Annotated in this window: 13 protein-coding genes; 7 read left to right on the forward strand and 6 right to left on the reverse strand. The window is 68.4% G+C overall.

From position 1 onward, the window contains the following. Nucleotides 1-20: 20 nt before the first annotated feature. The 3 genes from LK10_RS00470 to LK10_RS00480 are packed head-to-tail and all read right to left on the reverse strand — an operon-like array spanning nucleotide 21 to nucleotide 3,864. Nucleotides 21-1,187 (reverse strand): acetate/propionate family kinase, encoded by a 1,167-nt coding sequence (locus LK10_RS00470; RefSeq protein WP_043119263.1) that lies wholly within the window; start codon nucleotides 1,185-1,187, stop codon nucleotides 21-23. 10 nt (nucleotides 1,188-1,197) lie between these two features. Continuing rightward, complete coding sequence (gene pta, locus LK10_RS00475; protein WP_043119264.1) at nucleotides 1,198-3,273, reverse strand: phosphate acetyltransferase; 2,076 nt, start codon at nucleotides 3,271-3,273, stop codon at nucleotides 1,198-1,200. Between the two features lie 9 nt (nucleotides 3,274-3,282). Further along, nucleotides 3,283-3,864, reverse strand: coding sequence for a TetR/AcrR family transcriptional regulator (locus tag LK10_RS00480; RefSeq protein ID WP_231567530.1), 582 nt, complete (start codon nucleotides 3,862-3,864; stop codon nucleotides 3,283-3,285). A gap of 97 nt (nucleotides 3,865-3,961) precedes the next feature. Here LK10_RS00480 and LK10_RS00485 point away from each other — a divergent pair, with 97 nt between their 5' ends. The 5 genes from LK10_RS00485 to LK10_RS00505 all read left to right on the forward strand — a co-directional run bounded on the left by LK10_RS00485 (nucleotide 3,962) and on the right by LK10_RS00505 (nucleotide 9,885). Continuing rightward, entirely contained in the window at nucleotides 3,962-5,368 is a 1,407-nt protein-coding gene (locus tag LK10_RS00485; RefSeq protein ID WP_043119266.1) for an MFS transporter, read from the forward strand. Between the two features lie 73 nt (nucleotides 5,369-5,441). Continuing rightward, nucleotides 5,442-5,960 carry a hotdog fold thioesterase gene (locus LK10_RS00490; RefSeq protein WP_081998170.1) on the forward strand — a complete coding sequence of 173 codons (519 nt, stop codon included), beginning with the start codon at nucleotides 5,442-5,444 and terminating at the stop codon, nucleotides 5,958-5,960. Between the two features lie 160 nt (nucleotides 5,961-6,120). Further along, on the forward strand, nucleotides 6,121-7,386 hold the full coding sequence (gene paaK / locus LK10_RS00495) for a phenylacetate--CoA ligase PaaK (RefSeq protein ID WP_081998173.1): 1,266 nt from the start codon (nucleotides 6,121-6,123) through the stop codon (nucleotides 7,384-7,386). 37 nt (nucleotides 7,387-7,423) lie between these two features. Further along, nucleotides 7,424-8,068, forward strand: a complete 645-nt coding sequence (locus LK10_RS00500) for a TetR/AcrR family transcriptional regulator (protein WP_043119267.1) — start codon at nucleotides 7,424-7,426, stop codon at nucleotides 8,066-8,068. 101 nt (nucleotides 8,069-8,169) lie between these two features. Continuing rightward, the gene (locus tag LK10_RS00505; protein WP_052206786.1) at nucleotides 8,170-9,885 is read left to right on the forward strand and encodes a phospholipase C; all 1,716 of its coding nucleotides are present in this window, start codon (nucleotides 8,170-8,172) and stop codon (nucleotides 9,883-9,885) included. A gap of 287 nt (nucleotides 9,886-10,172) precedes the next feature. On the opposite strand, the gene LK10_RS00510 is transcribed toward LK10_RS00505, so the two are convergent. From LK10_RS00510 to LK10_RS00520, 3 genes are read right to left on the reverse strand one after another with little or no spacing between them, the layout of a single operon-like run. Continuing rightward, nucleotides 10,173-11,345, reverse strand: a complete 1,173-nt coding sequence (locus tag LK10_RS00510) for a mannitol-1-phosphate 5-dehydrogenase (RefSeq protein ID WP_043119269.1) — start codon at nucleotides 11,343-11,345, stop codon at nucleotides 10,173-10,175. Then, nucleotides 11,342-13,375 (reverse strand): PTS mannitol transporter subunit IICBA, encoded by a 2,034-nt coding sequence (locus tag LK10_RS00515; protein WP_043119270.1) that lies wholly within the window; start codon nucleotides 13,373-13,375, stop codon nucleotides 11,342-11,344. The genes LK10_RS00510 and LK10_RS00515 overlap by 4 nt, the downstream gene beginning before the upstream one ends. Before the next feature lie 17 nt (nucleotides 13,376-13,392). After that, nucleotides 13,393-14,253, reverse strand: a complete 861-nt coding sequence (locus tag LK10_RS00520; RefSeq protein WP_081998171.1) for a TetR/AcrR family transcriptional regulator — start codon at nucleotides 14,251-14,253, stop codon at nucleotides 13,393-13,395. A 176-nt stretch (nucleotides 14,254-14,429) separates the two neighbouring features. Here LK10_RS00520 and LK10_RS00525 point away from each other — a divergent pair, with 176 nt between their 5' ends. Together LK10_RS00525 and LK10_RS00530 are read left to right on the forward strand one after the other, a co-directional pair. After that, nucleotides 14,430-16,139: a putative PEP-binding protein gene (locus LK10_RS00525; protein ID WP_043119271.1), complete on the forward strand. Its 1,710-nt coding sequence runs from the start codon at nucleotides 14,430-14,432 to the stop codon at nucleotides 16,137-16,139. Between the two features lie 28 nt (nucleotides 16,140-16,167). Then, on the forward strand, nucleotides 16,168-16,365 hold a 198-nt coding region (locus tag LK10_RS00530; protein WP_043119273.1), incomplete at its 3' end, for an HPr family phosphocarrier protein.

The raw sequence follows: 16,365 nt of genomic DNA on the forward strand, positions 1-16,365 counted from the left end.
TCAGCGGGACCGACTAGGCCTCAGCGGGACGCGCGCTCACCTAGGGCAGAGCTCACGACGGCGGCCGTCGCCTCCGCGATGGCCCTTTCCTCGTCGGTGGGCACCACGAGCACGGGGATGGCCGAGCCCGGCGCCGAGATGACCCTCGGCTCGGGGGATCGGACCGCGTTCGCCTCGGTGTCCAGGACCACGCCCAGAGCGCCGAGCTGTTCGGCCACGAGCGCCCTGAACACCGAGGAGTTCTCGCCGATCCCGGCGGTGAACACGATGGCCTTCGCACCGCCGACGGCCACGTGGTAGGCACCGACGTACTTGGCGAGCCGGTACGAAGCGACGTCGAGCGCCCGGCGAGCCTTCGCGTCACCCCGCTCGGCAGCCTCGACGAGCGTCCGCATGTCGTTGGAGCCGCCGAGGGCCTTGAGGCCCGACTCGCGGTTGAGCAGATCGTCGATCTCGTCCGATGACATGCCTAGTCGGCCGAGGAACACGAGGATCGAAGGGTCAATATCGCCCGAGCGCGTGCCCATGACGAGTCCCTCGAGCGGCGTGAAGCCCATTGAGGTGTCGATTGAACGGCCGCCTTGGACGGCCGTGGCCGACGCCCCGTTGCCGAGGTGGAGGACGACGCCGTCGAACGCCGCCGGTTCCAGGCCGAGAAGGCCTGCCGCGCGCCCCGCGACGTACTGGTGCGAGGTCCCGTGAAAGCCGTAGCGGCGGATGCCGTGGCGCGTGTAGAGCCAGTCCGGCACCGCGTAGCGCCACGCACGCTCGGGGAGGGTCCGGTGGTACGCCGTATCGAAGACGGCCACTTGAGGCATGTCCGGCCACTTCTCGGCGATCGCCCGGATGCCCAGGACGTTGGCGGGGTTGTGCAGCGGTGCCAGAGGATTGAGGCGCTCGATCGCGCGCGTGATCTCGTTGTCGATGAGCACGGGATCGCCGAAGCGCTCCCCGCCGTGGACCACGCGGTGCCCGACGGCGTCGATCTGCCGCCCGGCGAGCACCTCGTGGAGCGCTGCATCGACGACTTCAAGGGCTTCCTCGTGGTCCGCGACCCCGACCTCGCCGCCCTCTGCTGGGAACCCGATCCGATCCACGATCCCCTCAGTGAGGACCGTCCCCGCGTCGAGGTCGCGGAGCTGGTATTTGAGTGAAGACGAACCGGAGTTAATGACGAGAACAAGCATGGGGGGCCTCCTAGCTGACTTGCTGCGCCTGTACAGCCGTGATCGCAACGGTGTTCACAATGTCCTCGACCGTACAGCCGCGCGAGAGGTCGTTGACCGGTTTGCGCAGGCCCTGCAGGACGGGGCCGACGGCGACGGCTCCCGCGGACTGCTGGACCGCCTTGTACGTGTTGTTGCCGGTATTCAGGTCCGGGAAGATGAACACTGTTGCCTGGCCCGCGACGTGCGACCCCGGCAGCTTCGCGGCGGCAATCGACACGTCCACGGCGGCGTCGTACTGGATGGGTCCCTCGACCGGCAGATCGGGGCGCCGTCCGCGAACGAGCTCGGTGGCCCGCCGCACCTTGTCCACGGTCGCGCCCGCGCCGGAGCCTCCCGTCGAGTAGCTCAGCATCGCGACACGGGGCTCAACCCCGAACTGCGCGCCCGTCTCGGCCGAGGCGATCGCGATATCAGCGAGTTCCTCAGCGTCCGGTTCCGGGTTGACCGCGCAGTCGCCATATACGAGCACCCGGTCTGGGAGGAGCATGAAGAACACCGAGGAGACGATCTTCACGCCCGATCGTGTCTTGACGAACTCGAGAGCCGGGCGGATGGTGTGCGCTGTCGTGTGGGCCGCCCCCGAAACCATGCCGTCCACGATGCCGAGCTGGACCATCATCGTCCCGAAGTAGCTCACGTCCAGCATCGCTTCGAGGGCTCTCTGGAGATCCACGCCCCGGTGCGCTCGCAGCCGCGCATACTCCTCGGCGAAGCGCTCCCGCAGCGGACTCGTGACGGGATCCATGATCTGTATCCCGCTGAGCGAGACCCCGTTCGCGCCTGCGATCTCGTGGATCTGGGCGACGTTGCCGAGCAGTGTCAGATCGCACACATCTCGGCGGTGGAGGATCTCGGCGGCCCGGAGGATCCGCACGTCCGCACCCTCTGGCAAGACGATGTGCCGCCGGTCGGCCCGGGCCCGGCCGATGAGCTCATGGAGGAACCGGAGAGGGGTCATCGTCTCAGGCCTCGGGAGGTTGAGGCGCTCGACGATCTCGCCGTCGTCGACCCTCTTCGCCCAGGCGCCGAGAGCCGAGGCGACCTTGCGGCGCTGCCCGGACCAGATCTCGCTGCGCACTACGGAGACGTCGCGCGCCGCGTGGTAGGTATCGCCCGGATAGGAGAAAACGGGGAAGGGAGCCGCCGCGAGGAGCGGGAGGACGTGCTCGTCTGGCGAGAGGCCGCCCGTGAGGATCATGGCAGAGGGGACGGGGAATTCGGGAGAGAAGGTCGAGGCGAGGGCGCCCACCATGATGTCGGCCCTGTCCCCCGGGACGATGACCAGATCTCCAGTGGCGAGGGCGCCGATGAAGTTGGCGACGCTCATCGCGGCGACTTTGACGCCGCGCACCTCCCGCTCCATATCGGCGCTGCCCGCGATCTGCCGGAGTGCGAGCGCCCTCGAGACCTCGCCCGTCGTCGGGCGTGAGATCTCTTCGATCTCGGGGATGACATACACGGGCCGGTGCGAGAGCCCGGGCCTGATGGCCGCGGAGACCGCATCGAGGTGCTCGGGGTCGGCCCGGTTGACCATCATGATGAGGAGGCTGCAGCGCGCTGCGTAGAGTTCCTTGCGGGCGACGTCGACCGCATCCGCGATCTCCTCGGGCGTCCTTTCGCGCCCGCTCACCACGGCGACCATCGGGCAGCCGAGGTCGTTCGCGAGGCGCGCGTTGAGTGCGAACTCGACTGCTGAATCCTGACCAGTGAGGTCGGTGCCTTCGACGATGACCACGTCGCACTGGGAAGCGATCTCGGAGAAGATGTCGACGCTGCGGGCGCCGATCTCCTCCCGCTGCCCTTCCGCGAGGTACTTCCGGACCTCGCGCGCCGTCAGGCCCCCGCGGCAGACGGCAGGCTCGAGGTTGTAGCGCGAACGGATCAGCGCGACCATCGGATCCCCATCCGGGTCGTCTCCGGCCACGACGGGCTTGAAGAAGCCAATCCTGTCCGTGTGGCTGTGGAGCGCTTCGGCCAGACCCAGCGCTACGAGGGACTTGCCGGACCCGGGCGTTGTGGCACTGATGTAGATCCCCTTGGACATGACTCCAAACTACCGGTTGGCGAGGTTGGCGCCCTCCTGTGCGAGCAGCCCGTCGGCCACGATCTCGAGCATCGAGGCGACAGAGCCAGGCGGCATCTCACTCGTGTCCGCCACTACGGCGACGCCGCCCACCAATCGGCTGATCTGCAGCGGCTCGACCCCCGGACGCATGGCAGAGGCCAAGCCCTCGATGATCCGTTCGTTGGCGCCGAGGTAGGTCTGGCACTTGGCAGCGAACGGTGAGCTGGGATCGCCGAGCGCGGCTGTGATCCGGGCGGCCGCTCCCCTGTGCTCGGTGAGCATGGCGGCGAAGTCAGCAAGCCACGCCATGAGGCGTTCACGGGCGGGGGCGTCGAGCGACAATGCCCGCTCGACTGCTGCATTCACCCGGTCTGCCCACGCCTCGAGGATCGCGTCATAGAGGTCCTCCTTTGTGGGGAAGTGCCGGTAGAGCGTGCCTGCGCCGACCTGCGCGGCCTTGGCAACCTCGTCCATCGAGACGGCGTCATAGCCCTTCGAGCGGAAGATGTCACGGGCCACTTCGACAATTCGGTCGCGGTTGCGGCGGGCGTCTGCGCGCACAGGAACCACTACTCCCTCTCAGACGGTTGCAAAGCGGAGAGAGTCTCCGTATAGTTCTAATCGGAGCTCCTCTCCACTTAGTGTACTCCGGATAGGACATCACCTCATGTCATCCTCCACGGCCACACGTCCATCCAATTCGGTCACATCTACCCGTCTCGGCGGAAGCGCCGGCCTCTGGCTGGTCATGCTCGCCCAGCTCATGCTCGTCCTCGACGCCACGGTCGTGAATGTGGCCCTCCCCCACATCGCCACCGATCTCCATTTCTCCCGTTCCGACCTCAGCTGGGTCCTCAACGGCTACGCGGTCGCCTTCGGAGGGCTCCTGCTCCTCGGCGGGAGGATTGGGGACATACTCGGCAGGCGGCGCACGTTCCTGATCGGCGTCGCTGCCTTCACCGCCTTCTCCCTCCTGGGCGGCCTTGCCACCTCGCCCGCCCTCCTCGTCGTCGCGCGCGCCTTCCAAGGCCTCGGCGCAGCGTTCGCCGCACCCAGCGTGCTTGCGCTCATCACCACGAACGCCCCGGATGAGGGCTCGCGCAACCGCGCGCTCGCCCTCTTCTCTGCGATCGCCTCGATGGGCGGCGCGATAGGGCTCATCCTCGGCGGCGCGCTCACGGACACAGCCAACTGGCGGTGGACGCTGTTCATCAACGTGCCGATCGGCATCCTCGTGCTCGTCGCCGTGCCGCGCCTCGTGAACGAAACGCCGCGCAGGCCCGGACGCTTCGACGTGGTCGGGGCAGTCAGCGCCACGGGAGGCGCCGTCTCGATCGTGTGGGCCCTCATCCAGGCGCCCGACTACGGCTGGTTCAGCACGCGCACGGTAGGGGGCCTCGCGATCGGCGCCGCGCTCATCGCCCTCCTCGCCTTCACCGAACGACGCGTGGCACATCCCCTGCTCCGGCCTCAGCTCCTGCGCAGTCCGAGCCGCATCGGAGCGTTGGCCGCGATGGCCGCCACATACGGTGGCATGCTGGCGATGTTCTTCCTCATGGTCCAGTACCTCGAGGACCAGCTGCACTTCACGCCGCTCGTCACCGGGCTCGCGTTCCTGCCGATGCCCCTGAGCATCTTCGCGATGTCGCGGGTCATCCCCCGGCTCGTCGAGAGGGTCGGCGCCGTCCGCCTTGTCATCGTCGGCGCAGCCCTGCGGGTCGTCGCCTTCCTGCCGCTCACACAGCTCAACCCGACCACGAATTTCGCGTTGGTCGCGGCAGCCCTAGTTGCCACGGGCATCTCGGCAGGCATGACCTTCATGCCGCTCACGACGCTCGCATTGCGCGACGTCGAACCGGAGCACGCTGGGGCAGCGTCCGGGCTCTTCCAGACGATGCAGCAGCTCGGGGGCGCCGTCGGGCTCGCTATCGTCGCATCGACTTTCGCGGCCTTCGCGGTCCCGGGGGACTTCACGATCGGCGGCCGGGCGGGGTTCTGGGCGGCGACCATCCTCTCCGCCCTCGCGCTGGCCGCCGTCATCGGGCCGATGGCGAGGCGGCAGAGGGAAGCCTGAGCACGTGTCTTGACACATCCTCGCTCATGGGATTACCTAATGAACATTCGGTAAAAAAATGCGAGGTACTCCTATGAGCGATGCTGCTCCCGCCCAAACCCCTCTGAACCAGCCGGTCACCCTGGCCGATCCGGAGGCAGTGGCCCACCCGATCCTTACCGACGACTACGCGACCCAATGGATGGGCCTCCAAGTCCTCGCCCTCGGCGACGGCAGCGCCACTGTCGCCGCCACGCTCCGGCGCGAGATGCTCAACGGGTTCGGCATCGCCCACGGCGGAATGATCTTCGCCATCGCCGACTCCGCCTTCGCTCTTGCCTGCAACCCGCACACTCCAGACGAGGATCAGGCCGGAACCATCACGGTCGCCGCTGGCGTCGACGTCAACTTCCTCGCTCCTGCCCACGTCGGCGAGCGCATCACTGCAGTCGCAGCCCGCCGCGCCCAAGCGGGGCGTAGCGGACTCTACGACGTCCAAGTGTTCGCTTCGCCCCAGGGCCAGCAATCTGACGCCCCGTCGTCGTTCGATGACGCACCCGGGCGGCTCATTGCCGAATTCCGCGGCCGCTCGCGCACGATCCCCCAGCGCTGAGAGGCCCGAGCCCGCTCGCCCTTGCCCCTTGCCCACCACCCTGGCCACTACGGAGAGAGAAACCGTGACCCAGACTGCCCCCGAAACCCCGGCCCCTCCCGCCCCGCAGTCCCCCCTGACCTCAGCTTTCGGTCCCGCGATCCTCGACGCCGAGGAGACCATGTCCCGGGACCAGATCGAGGCCCTCCAGCTCACGCGCCTCCAGGAGACCTTGGCCTACGCGTACAGCCGCGTGCCGCTGTACCAGCGCAAGTTCGACGACGCCGGCGTGCACCCGAGCGACCTCAAGGAGCTCTCCGACCTCGCGAAGTTCCCCTTCACCACGAAGGAGGACCTCCGCCAGGAGTACCCGTTCGGCATGTTCGCCGTGCCTATGGACCAAGTCGCGCGCATCCACGCGAGCTCGGGCACGACGGGCCGCCCCACCGTCGTCGGCTACACGAAGCAGGACCTCGAGAACTGGGCCACCCTCGTGGCCCGCTGCCTCCGCGCAGCCGGTGTCCGGCCCGGCATGAAGGTCCACAACGCCTACGGCTACGGTCTCTTCACCGGTGGCCTGGGCGCGCACGGCGGGGCCGAGAAGCTCGGCGCCACGGTCATCCCGATGTCCGGGGGCCAGACCGAGAAGCAGATCCAGCTCATCGGCGACTTCGCCCCTGACGCGATCCTCTGCACCCCGACCTACCTCCTGACCATCGGCGACGCGATGATCCACAAGGGCCTGGACCCCCGCGCCACCTCGCTGAAATACGCGGTGCTCGGAGCCGAGCCGTGGACGCAGGAGATGCGGCACGAGCTCGAGGAGATGTTCGGCATCAAGGCCTGCGACATCTACGGCCTCTCCGAGGTCATGGGCCCGGGCGTTGCGGGCGAGTCGGTCGAGACCCAGGACGGGAGCCACATCTGGGAGGACCACTTCCGCCCCGAGATCGTGGACCCGTTCGACCTCACGAAGACCAAGGCCGACGGTGAGACCGGCGAGCTCGTCTTCACGTCCCTGACGAAGCAGGCCCTGCCGATCATCCGCTACCGGACGAAGGACCTCACGACCCTCCAGCCGGGCAGCACGCGTCCGGGCCACCGCCGCATGGGCCGCATCTCCGGCCGCAGCGACGACATGATCATCCTGCGCGGGGTGAACCTGTTCCCGTCCCAGATCGAGGAGATCGCGCTGCGGATCCCCGAGCTGAGCCCGCACTTCCAGCTCGAGATCACCCGGCCCAACCGGATGGACGAGCTCACCGTCAAGATCGAGCCACGAGAAGGCACGACGACGGAGCAGCGCACCTCGGCGGCGGCGGCACTCCGCCAGCAGATCAAGGTGCACATCGGCTCCTCCTGCCGGATCGACGTCGTCGAACCCGGCTCGCTCGAGCGCTCCAACGGCAAGCTGCGCCGCATCTACGACCTCCGCAACAAGGGCTAGCCCGCTACGCCTGAACCCTCCGCCTAGACTGGACCGCATGCCTTCCGCCGCCGCAACAGAGACGCCCGGGCCCGAGACCCCGGGACCTGCGCCTTCCGGACGCCGTGGGCGCCCCGGCTACGACCAGCAGTCCGTGCTGAACGTCGCCGTCGAGGTGTTCAACCGGCACGGCTACGATGCGACGTCAATGGGCATCCTCGCGGAGAACCTGGGCATCTCGAAGTCAGCCATCTACCACCACGTCCCGTCCAAGGAAGACCTGCTCGCGCTCGCGCTCGAGCAGGCCCTCGGCGGCCTCGAATCGGTGTGGGAGGCACCCGAGACGAAGGAGGGGACCGCGGAGCACCGGCTCGAGTTCGTGGTCCGCTCGACCGTACGCGTCCTCACGGAACGGCTGCCGTTCGTGACGCTCCTGCTCCGCCTGCGCGGCAACACCGAGACGGAGCGCCGCGCTCTCGAGCGGCGGCGCGGCTTCGACCGGAAGGTCGCCGAACTCATCGAGGAGGCGCGCGAGGAGGGCACGGTGCGGAGCGATATCGATCCCCGTACCGTCTCGCGCCTCCTGTTCGGCACGATCAACTCGATCGTCGAGTGGTACCGGCCGGGCGGGTCGCTCACGCCCGAGAAGCTCGCGGAAGATGTGGTCGCGGTCCTGTTCGACGGGCTTCGGGCCAACTCATGAACACTTGTTGAACTGATTCAGAACTCCGGCATCACAGGCATTTCACAGGTCTAGGGTCTTTCCGGGGACCCTCTTCCAACGACCTGAAGGACCACTGAAAGATGCCGAAGTTCAGCATTCGCTCCGCCGCTGTGGCGAGCGCGCTCGGGCTCGTCGCTGCGTCGGGCGGGGCCATTGCCGCCGCCCTGCCTGCACAGGCCCAGTCCGCGGCCACACAGACTCCGATCAAGCACGTCGTCGTCATCTTCGGCGAGAACGTCTCGTTCGACCACTACTTCGCGACCTACCCGAACGCGGCCAACGCCGCCGGGGAGACGCTCCAAGGCTCGGGCGCCGCGGCGCCCGCGTTCACGGCCGCGCCCAACACGCCCAAGAACGTCAACACGCTCGCGAACGCGGGCCTCCTCGCGCCGAACAACCCGAACTCGGTGCAGCCGTTCCGCCTGACCCCCAGCCAGGCGGTAACGTGCGACCAGGACCACGCCTACACGCCTGAGCAGGAGGCCTACAACGGCGGCCTCCTCAACAAGTTCGTGCAGTACACGAGCACGGACACGTGCGGCGCCAGTGCTGATCCGCGCTATCGCGCCCCCGGCCTCACCATGGGCTACTACGACGGCAACACCGTCACCGGCATGTGGAACTACGCCCAGCACTTCGCGATGAGCGACAACAGCTACGACGACGAGTTCGGCCCGTCTACGCCGGGCGCGCTCAACCTCGTCTCGGGCCAGACCCACGGCGTGACAAGCATCGATGCGCTCACGGGCATGCAGACCTCTACGCCCGATTCCTACACCGTGAAGACCCCGAACGCGCAAGGCGTCGGCACCGTCACGGGCGATCCGGACCCGGCCTACGATGACTGCTCCGACAACAGCCGGAACGGTTCGCCGAACGCCCTCGCCGCGATGCAGGGCAAGAACGTGGGCGACCTGCTCAACGCGCAGGGCGTCTCGTGGGGCTGGTTCCAGGGCGGCTTCACACCGCAGGGCAGCAAGACGATCGGCGGCACGGACTACGCGCAGTGCACCACGAAGCACACGAACGTCGCGGGCGTTTCCTCGACCGACTACAGCCCCCACCACGAGCCCTTCCAGTACTACGCTTCGACGGCCAACCCGCACCACCTTGCGCCGGCGAGCGACGCCGAGATCGGCCACAACGGCCAGGCGAACCACCAGTACGACATGACCGCGTTCGACAAGGTCGTGAACACGGACAACATGCCGGCCGTCTCCTTCCTCAAGGCTCCCTCCTACCAGGACGGCCACGCATCCAACTCCGACCCGATCGATGAGCAGCAGTTCGTGGTCAACGAGATCAACTCGATCCAGAAGTCCAAGAACTGGGATTCGACCGCGATCGTCTTGGCGTACGACGACTCCGACGGCTGGTACGACCACGCGGCCGCCCCCGTCGCCAACGCCTCGAACGACCCGGCGAACGACGCCGCGTGGTGCACGAACGCCGCTGCGAACGGCACGCCGATCCTCGGCGGCTACCAGGACCGCTGCGGCCCCGGCCAGCGTCTCCCGCTCCTCGTGATCTCGCCCTACGCGAAGAGCAACTTCGTTGACCACACGCAGACGCAGCAGTCGTCCATCCTTCGGTTCATCGAGGACAACTGGAACCTCGGCCGCCTTGGCGACGGTTCGTTCGACCAGCTCGCCGGCTCCCTCGGGAACATGTTCGACTTCAGCCACGCACGTCGAGACGGCCTGATCCTGAACCCAGCCAATGGCACGGTCGTCCAAGCCGCGTACTGCGCGGGCAACAACGGAAAGCACATCGGCCAGGGCGCCTCCTGCAGCTAGCCCAAGTCGCACCCGGGCCCCCGTCGCGTTACCACAAGCGGCGGGGGCTCGTATGTTTCAAATTGGCATCGATGATTTGCTTCGGCTTTGATTCCCTGCGAGCACCTGCCTACACTCAAAAACGTGACCTGCATCTCAACGGCGCGATGCAGGTTTTATTCTGTCCGGCTCGATGATGAGCCGGATGGAAGCTAAGGGAAGAGAACTGGTTAGAGAAGAGGGCCGCCTCCCCGGCAATCCGGGGAGGCGGCCCTCTCGCTTTGTGCGGGCTAGGAGGTTCTGACGGGCTAGGAGGCCGTCCGCACGGCCCTCGCCTGCCCGACGAGGCGGACGACGGCGTCGTGCAGCGGGTGCTCCGGTTCGAGCCCCGAAAGCTCCTCGGCGACGTCGGCATCACTCGCATCGCCGGCGAGGACCGCCTGGAGGCGCTGCGCCTCGTCGTCGTCCGCGGCGTCGAAGCGAAGAGCGGCGCTCATCGCCTCGAGCAGGCCGTCCGCAGGGAGTCCGCGCTCCGCAAGCTCCGCCGCGGGCCCAACGAACCGCTCGTGCCGGCTCAGTTTGCGCAGCGGCGCCCGGCCAACCCGGTCCACCGTGTCGGGGAGTTCGGCGTTCGCGAAGCGGCCCAGGATCTTGCGGATGTACGCTTCCTGCTCCTCGGGCGCGAAGCCGTACTTCGCGACGAGCAGCGACTTCGTCTCGCCGAGCACCGCCTCCACCTTCGCCCTGATGGCGGGATCGGCGATCGCTTCCGCGATCTTCTCCTTGCCTGCCATCCGGCCGAAATAGGCAGCCGAGGCGTGGCCCGTGTTGACCGTGAAGAGCTTGCGCTCGATGTACGGCCCGAGTGAGTCCACCCACGTGACCCCCGGTATCTCGGGGACCTCTCCGCCGAACGGTCCCCGCTCGATCGCCCACTCGAAGTACGGTTCGACGCGGACGTCCAAGCCCCCTCCAGGAGCCTGCGCCGGCACGATCCGATCCACCGCCGTGTTGGCGAAGAGCGCCTTGCCGTCAACGTCCGCGTCCGAGAGCCCCTCGGCTTGGGCCGCGGCCCGGACCTCCGCCTCGAGGAGGTCCGTAGCGTTGATCGCGTTCTCGCACGCCATGACCGCCAGCCGCGGAGCGTCTGCGGGCCGTGCTGCGATTCCCCGGGCGATCGTGGGGGCCACGAACTTGAGGATGTTCGGGCCCACCGCGGTCGTCACGATCTCGGCTCGCGCGATTCGCTCGACGAGCTCGGCCTCGGCCGTGCCCGAGTTGACGGCCGTGTACCGGTCAACAACGTGGTCGCGGCCGCCTTCCCCCACCTCGTGCACGGTGTACGACGGCGTTGCCTGGAGCGCGTCGATGAGCGGCGCCGCTACATCCGCGAACACGAGATCGTAGCCAGCCTCGTGGAGCAGGAGGCCGACGAAGCCACGGCCGATGTTCCCTGCCCCGAAGTGGACAGCCGACTTCATGCATTCACCTTTCCGAAGATGTCGAGCACCTCGTCGACGGTCTCTGCCTTCTCCAGACGGGCCACCTGCTCGCGATCACCGAAGACCTTCGCGATCTTCGCGAGGATCCCGAGGTGCTCCTTGTCCTTCCCTGCGATGCCGACGACGAAGGTCACGGGCTTGCCCTGCCAGTCGATCGGCTGGTCGTAGCGGACGAACGTCACCGCGGAGGACATGATGTGGCCCTTGGCCTCGTTCGTGCCGTGCGGAATGGCGAGGCCGTTGCCCATGAACGTCGAGACGGAGCGTTCGCGCTCGTGCATCGAGGCGATGTACTCGTCGTCGACCGCGCCCGCGGTCTTGAGCAGGCGCCCGGCCTCCTCGATGGCCCCGGCCATGTCGACGCTCGCCCCGGCGAGGACGATCGACTCCGGCCGAAGGACATGCTTGGTCTCGGCATGAGCGTGGGGCACCGAGACGTGGGAGGCGGCTGCCTCCTGTTCCGAGGCAGGCTCTGTCTTGCCCGCGACCCCTTCAAACGGCACGGGCTCGGTCGCGGACTGCTCATCCAGCAGGGCGACGATCTCGTCGTACTTCGGGCTGCCCATGAAGTTGTCGACGGTCACGAGCTGGGCGCTCGGCGTCTTCTCCTCGGCCCTGAGGGCGAGGTCCTGGTGGACCACCACCATGTCGTAGGTGTCCGTGAGGTTTGCGATCGACTGGTTGGTGACTTTGACGTCTTTGTGGCCGGCCGCTTTGATCTTGTTGCGCAGCACCGAGGCGCCCATCGCGCTCGAGCCCATGCCGGCGTCGCACGCGAAGACGATGTTCTTGATCTCGGTGCCCGTGAGGGTCGCCGTCCCGCCGGCGCCTGCCGCACCACGGCCGAGGACCGTCGACGCCATCGACTTGCGGCCCTTCATGCTCTCCATGCTCGCGGTGGCCGACGCCAGATCGCCCGTCTCCTCCTTGTTCTTGGACGCCCTCAGGATGATCGAGGCGATGGCGAACGAGACCGCACACGCGAGGATCACCGAGAGGATCACCCCGAAGTAGCTGTCCCTCGCCGTCTGAGCGAGAACCGCGATGATCGAGCCAGGGGCGGCCGGGGCGACGAGGCCGGCGTGCGTGATAGCGAGGGTCGCGATGCCCGTCATGCCGCCGCCGATGGTGGCGAGGATGAGCAGCGGCCGCATGAGGATGTACGGGAAGTAGATCTCGTGGATGCCGCCGATGAACTGGATGAGCGCGGCACCCGGAGCCGAGGCCTTCGCGGCACCCTTGCCGAAGAACATGTAGGCAAGAAGGACACCGAGGCCGGGGCCGGGGTTTGCCTCGAGCAGGAAGAGGATCGACTTGCCCTGCGATGCGGACTGCTGGATCCCGAGCGGCGTGAGAACGCCGTGGTTGACAGCGTTGTTGAGGAAGAGGACCTTCGCCGGCTCGATGAAGATGGACGTGAGCGGGAGGATCCCGTTGCTCACCATGAACTGGACGGCGTTGCCGGCCACAGTGGTGAGGCTCGTGACCACCGGATCGATGGCGTAGAAGCCGACCAAGGCGAGGATCGCGCCCCAGATGCCCGCGGAGAAGTTGTTGACGAGCATCTCGAAGCCGGGGCGGATCTTCCCGTCCCAGATCGCGTCGAGCTTCTTCATGGTCCATCCACCGAGGGGGCCCATGATCATGGCGCCGATGAACATCGGGATGTTCGCGCCGACGACGACGCCCATCGTGCCGATGGCGCCGACGACGCCGCCGCGCACGTCGTACACCATCTTGCCGCCCGTGTACGCGATGAGCAGCGGCAGGAGGAACGTGATCATCGGGCTCACGAGCCCCGTCCACGGCTGGCCGGTGGCCGGATTCGTGCCGAAGCCGCCGAGCTGGCCAACCGGGAGCCAGCCTGTCTGAATGAAGAGGGCCGTGATGAGGCCCCAGGCGATGAAGGCCCCAATGTTCGGCATGATCATGCCGGAGAGGAAGGTGCCGAATTTCTGCACCCCAGCCCGCGCGGCATGGCCCCGAGAGGGTGCTGCGATGGTCGACATGGTTCCCTGCTTTCGTTTCAGGAGGCAGCCCGCGGGCCGCCGGGGGTAGTTGGAGGTTGGTCGTTCCCCGGGTTCCTGCCGTTCTCCGGTGCGTTGGAGAGCCGGTGGAGCCATTCGAGGAAGAGCCGCATCTCGGTCCCGGAGAGCTGCTCCGGATACGAGGACTCGAGCGTGGCATTGAGGGCGATCGCAGCCGCAACATACGACGGCTGGCCCCCAACGATGGCTCCCCGCTCGGGCTCGTCGACAAACGACGGGTCCGAGACGACGGAGCGGAGGACGGCGTCACGCGTCTGCGCCGAGAGCGGCAGGACTGCGATGTCGCCTCCAGTGAGAGGTTCGTCTTGTTCGTCCGCCAACAGCATGAGAGTGACTCCGATGTTGGCGGCCAGGACCGCCCGCGCCGCCTGGGCTGGCGGAACAGCGAGCTGACCTGCACTTGCCGCACGCCCCAGTTCTCGTTCGAGGAGGTGCTCGGCCTCCTCTACGAGGACTGGGCGCCGGCCAGGTCCCGTGTTTCCGAACATGAGGGTGTACAGCTGGGCATGGGACAGCCCGAAGTGAACGTGGATGTCCCACAGTCGCTGGACATCGAGGATCGGACTCGCCGAACGCTCGATGGTTCCCTCACGCTGGACGAACTCCTCGAAGCCTCTGGCCACGACGGCTTCCATGAGCCCGTCCTTGTCCCCGAAGTGGTGGTACAGCGTAGGCGCTGTCACCCCAGCGAGATCCGTGATTTGGCGGGTAGACACCGGCTTGCCGTTCGAGGCGGCAAGCAGTTCCATGGCGGCCGAGATGAGCCGCTCACGGGGGGAAGCCTTCGTGGGCTCTCCGTCTTGGGCATCGCCGGCGACGCCCACCTCCGTGTCACGCATGGCCGCTAGCGTAACCGATATAGCAACGCTATACAAGAGACGAGAGTGAACTGCATCACAGCCACTGCTCCTGTGGTGAGAATCACGAAACCCGCTTGTATAGCAACGCTATAGCGACTAACGTAGCGCGGAGCTAAATCGCCGAGGGGCCGCGCGCCCGGACCGAGAGGATCCCAATGAGCCAGCAGTTTGAGGGTGTGGGTGTGACGCCGGGGCGTGTGGTGGGGCCGGTGCGGCAGATGCCGGCCCCGGTGCGGGAGCCCGCGGCCGGGCCGGTGGCGGGGTTGGACCCGGAGGCCGGGGCGGAGCGGATCCGGGCGGCGTCCAAGGCGGTCCAGGCCGGGCTGAAGGCCCGCGCCGCCGCCGCCGCGGGGGACGCCAAGGGCGTCCTGGAGGCCACCGCTCTGATGGCCGCGGACCCGATGCTGGTCAAGGGCGCCGTGAAGCTGCTGGACCCCCAGGCCCCGGGCGGGCCCCGCTCGCCCGAGCGGGCGGTGTGGGAGTCCGGGGACGCGGTCGCGCAGAAGCTGCGCTCCCTCGGCGGGTACATGGCCGAGCGCGCCGCGGACGTGCTGGACGTCCGGGCCCGGATCGTGGCCGAGCTCACCGGCGCCCCGGCCCCGGGCATCCCGGACTCCCCGGCCCCGTTCGTCCTGGCCGCCGAGGACCTCGCCCCCGCCGACACCGCGACCCTGGACCCCGCCCGGGTCCTGGCCCTGGTCACCTCCGGCGGCGGGCCCCAGTCCCACACCGCGATCCTGGCCCGGGCCCTGGGCCTGCCCGCCGTCGTCGCCGCCCCCGGGGTCGACGCGATCCCGGACGGGACCGAGGTCTACGTCGACGGCGCCGCCGGGCGCGTCCTGGCCTCCCCCGGAGACCCCGAGCGGGCCGCCGCCGCGGCCTGGACCGCCGCCGCCTCCGCCCTGGCCGGCTTCGACGGCACCGGCCGCCTGGCCGACGGGCACCGGATCCCCCTGCTGGCCAACGTCGCCACCGGAGCCGACGCCGCCGCCGCGGCCGCCGCCAACGCCGAGGGCGTGGGACTGCTGCGCACCGAGTTCGCCTTCCTCGACCGCCCCGCCGAGCCCACCCACGACGAGCAGGTCGCCGCCTACGGGGCCGTGTTCGAGCACTTCCCCGGCCGGAAGGTCGTCATCCGCACCCTCGACGCCGGCGCCGACAAGCCCCTGCCCTTCCTGACCGACACCGCCGAGCCCAACCCCGCCCTCGGCGTGCGCGGCTACCGCACCGACACCGCCACCCCCGGGGTCCTGGCCCGCCAGCTCGCCGCCATCGCCGACGCCGCCGCCGCCCACACCGCCGAAGTCTGGGTCATGGCCCCCATGGTCTCCACCCCCGAAGAAGCCGCCCGCTTCGCCCGCATGGCCCACGACGCCGGCCTGCCCACCGCCGGGGTCATGGTCGAAGTCCCCTCAGCGGCCCTGACCGCAGCCCACATCCTCGCCCACGCCGACTTCGCCTCCCTCGGCACCAACGACCTCACCCAATACACCATGGCCGCCGACCGCCTCCTCGGCCCCCTCGCCGCCCTGAACGACCCCTGGCAGCCCGCCGTCCTGCACCTGGTCAAGGCCACCGCCGACGGCGCCGCCCACGCCGCCACCGCCACCGGCACCCCCAAACCCGTCGGAGTCTGCGGAGAAGCCGCCGCCGACCCCGCCCTCGCCGTCGTCCTGACCGGCCTCGGCGCCACCACCCTGTCCATGACCCCCCGCGCGATCCCCGCCGTCGCCCACGTCCTGGCCACCGTCACCCTCGAAACCGCCCAGCACCTCGCCGCCGCAGCACTGGCCGCCCCCACCGCCCACCAGGCCCGCGAGACCGTCCGCGCCGCCCTGCCCGTCCTGGACCAGCTCGGCCTCTGACCCCCACCAACCGGAAGGAAGAACCCACATGCCAGAACGCACCGCCACCATCGGCTCCCGCGTCGGACTCCACGCCCGCCCCGCCGCGATCTTCGCCGAAGCCGCCGCCGAGACCGGCATCGAGGTCACCATCGCCAAAGAAGGCGACCCCGAAGACGAAGCCCTCGACGCCTCCAGCATCCTCTCCCTCATGTCCCTCGGCGCCGAACACGGCCAGAAAGTCACC

Origin of the sequence: Sinomonas humi, assembly GCF_000802235.1 — a bacterium.
Lineage (GTDB): Bacteria > Actinomycetota > Actinomycetes > Actinomycetales > Micrococcaceae > Sinomonas > Sinomonas humi.

What these genes read in the sequence shown, in the direction of transcription:
- LK10_RS00470 (WP_043119263.1), bottom strand. Translation starts at nt 1,187, where the DNA reads ATGCTTGTTCTCGTCATTAACTCCGGTTCGTCTTCACTCAAATACCAG.
- pta (WP_043119264.1), bottom strand. Translation starts at nt 3,273, where the DNA reads ATGTCCAAGGGGATCTACATCAGTGCCACAACGCCCGGGTCCGGCAAG.
- LK10_RS00485 (WP_043119266.1), top strand. Translation starts at nt 3,962, where the DNA reads ATGTCATCCTCCACGGCCACACGTCCATCCAATTCGGTCACATCTACC.
- LK10_RS00490 (WP_081998170.1), top strand. Translation starts at nt 5,442, where the DNA reads ATGAGCGATGCTGCTCCCGCCCAAACCCCTCTGAACCAGCCGGTCACC.
- paaK (WP_081998173.1), top strand. Translation starts at nt 6,121, where the DNA reads ATGTCCCGGGACCAGATCGAGGCCCTCCAGCTCACGCGCCTCCAGGAG.
- LK10_RS00500 (WP_043119267.1), top strand. Translation starts at nt 7,424, where the DNA reads ATGCCTTCCGCCGCCGCAACAGAGACGCCCGGGCCCGAGACCCCGGGA.
- LK10_RS00505 (WP_052206786.1), top strand. Translation starts at nt 8,170, where the DNA reads ATGCCGAAGTTCAGCATTCGCTCCGCCGCTGTGGCGAGCGCGCTCGGG.
- LK10_RS00510 (WP_043119269.1), bottom strand. Translation starts at nt 11,345, where the DNA reads ATGAAGTCGGCTGTCCACTTCGGGGCAGGGAACATCGGCCGTGGCTTC.
- LK10_RS00515 (WP_043119270.1), bottom strand. Translation starts at nt 13,375, where the DNA reads ATGTCGACCATCGCAGCACCCTCTCGGGGCCATGCCGCGCGGGCTGGG.
- LK10_RS00520 (WP_081998171.1), bottom strand. Translation starts at nt 14,253, where the DNA reads ATGCGTGACACGGAGGTGGGCGTCGCCGGCGATGCCCAAGACGGAGAG.
- LK10_RS00525 (WP_043119271.1), top strand. Translation starts at nt 14,430, where the DNA reads ATGAGCCAGCAGTTTGAGGGTGTGGGTGTGACGCCGGGGCGTGTGGTG.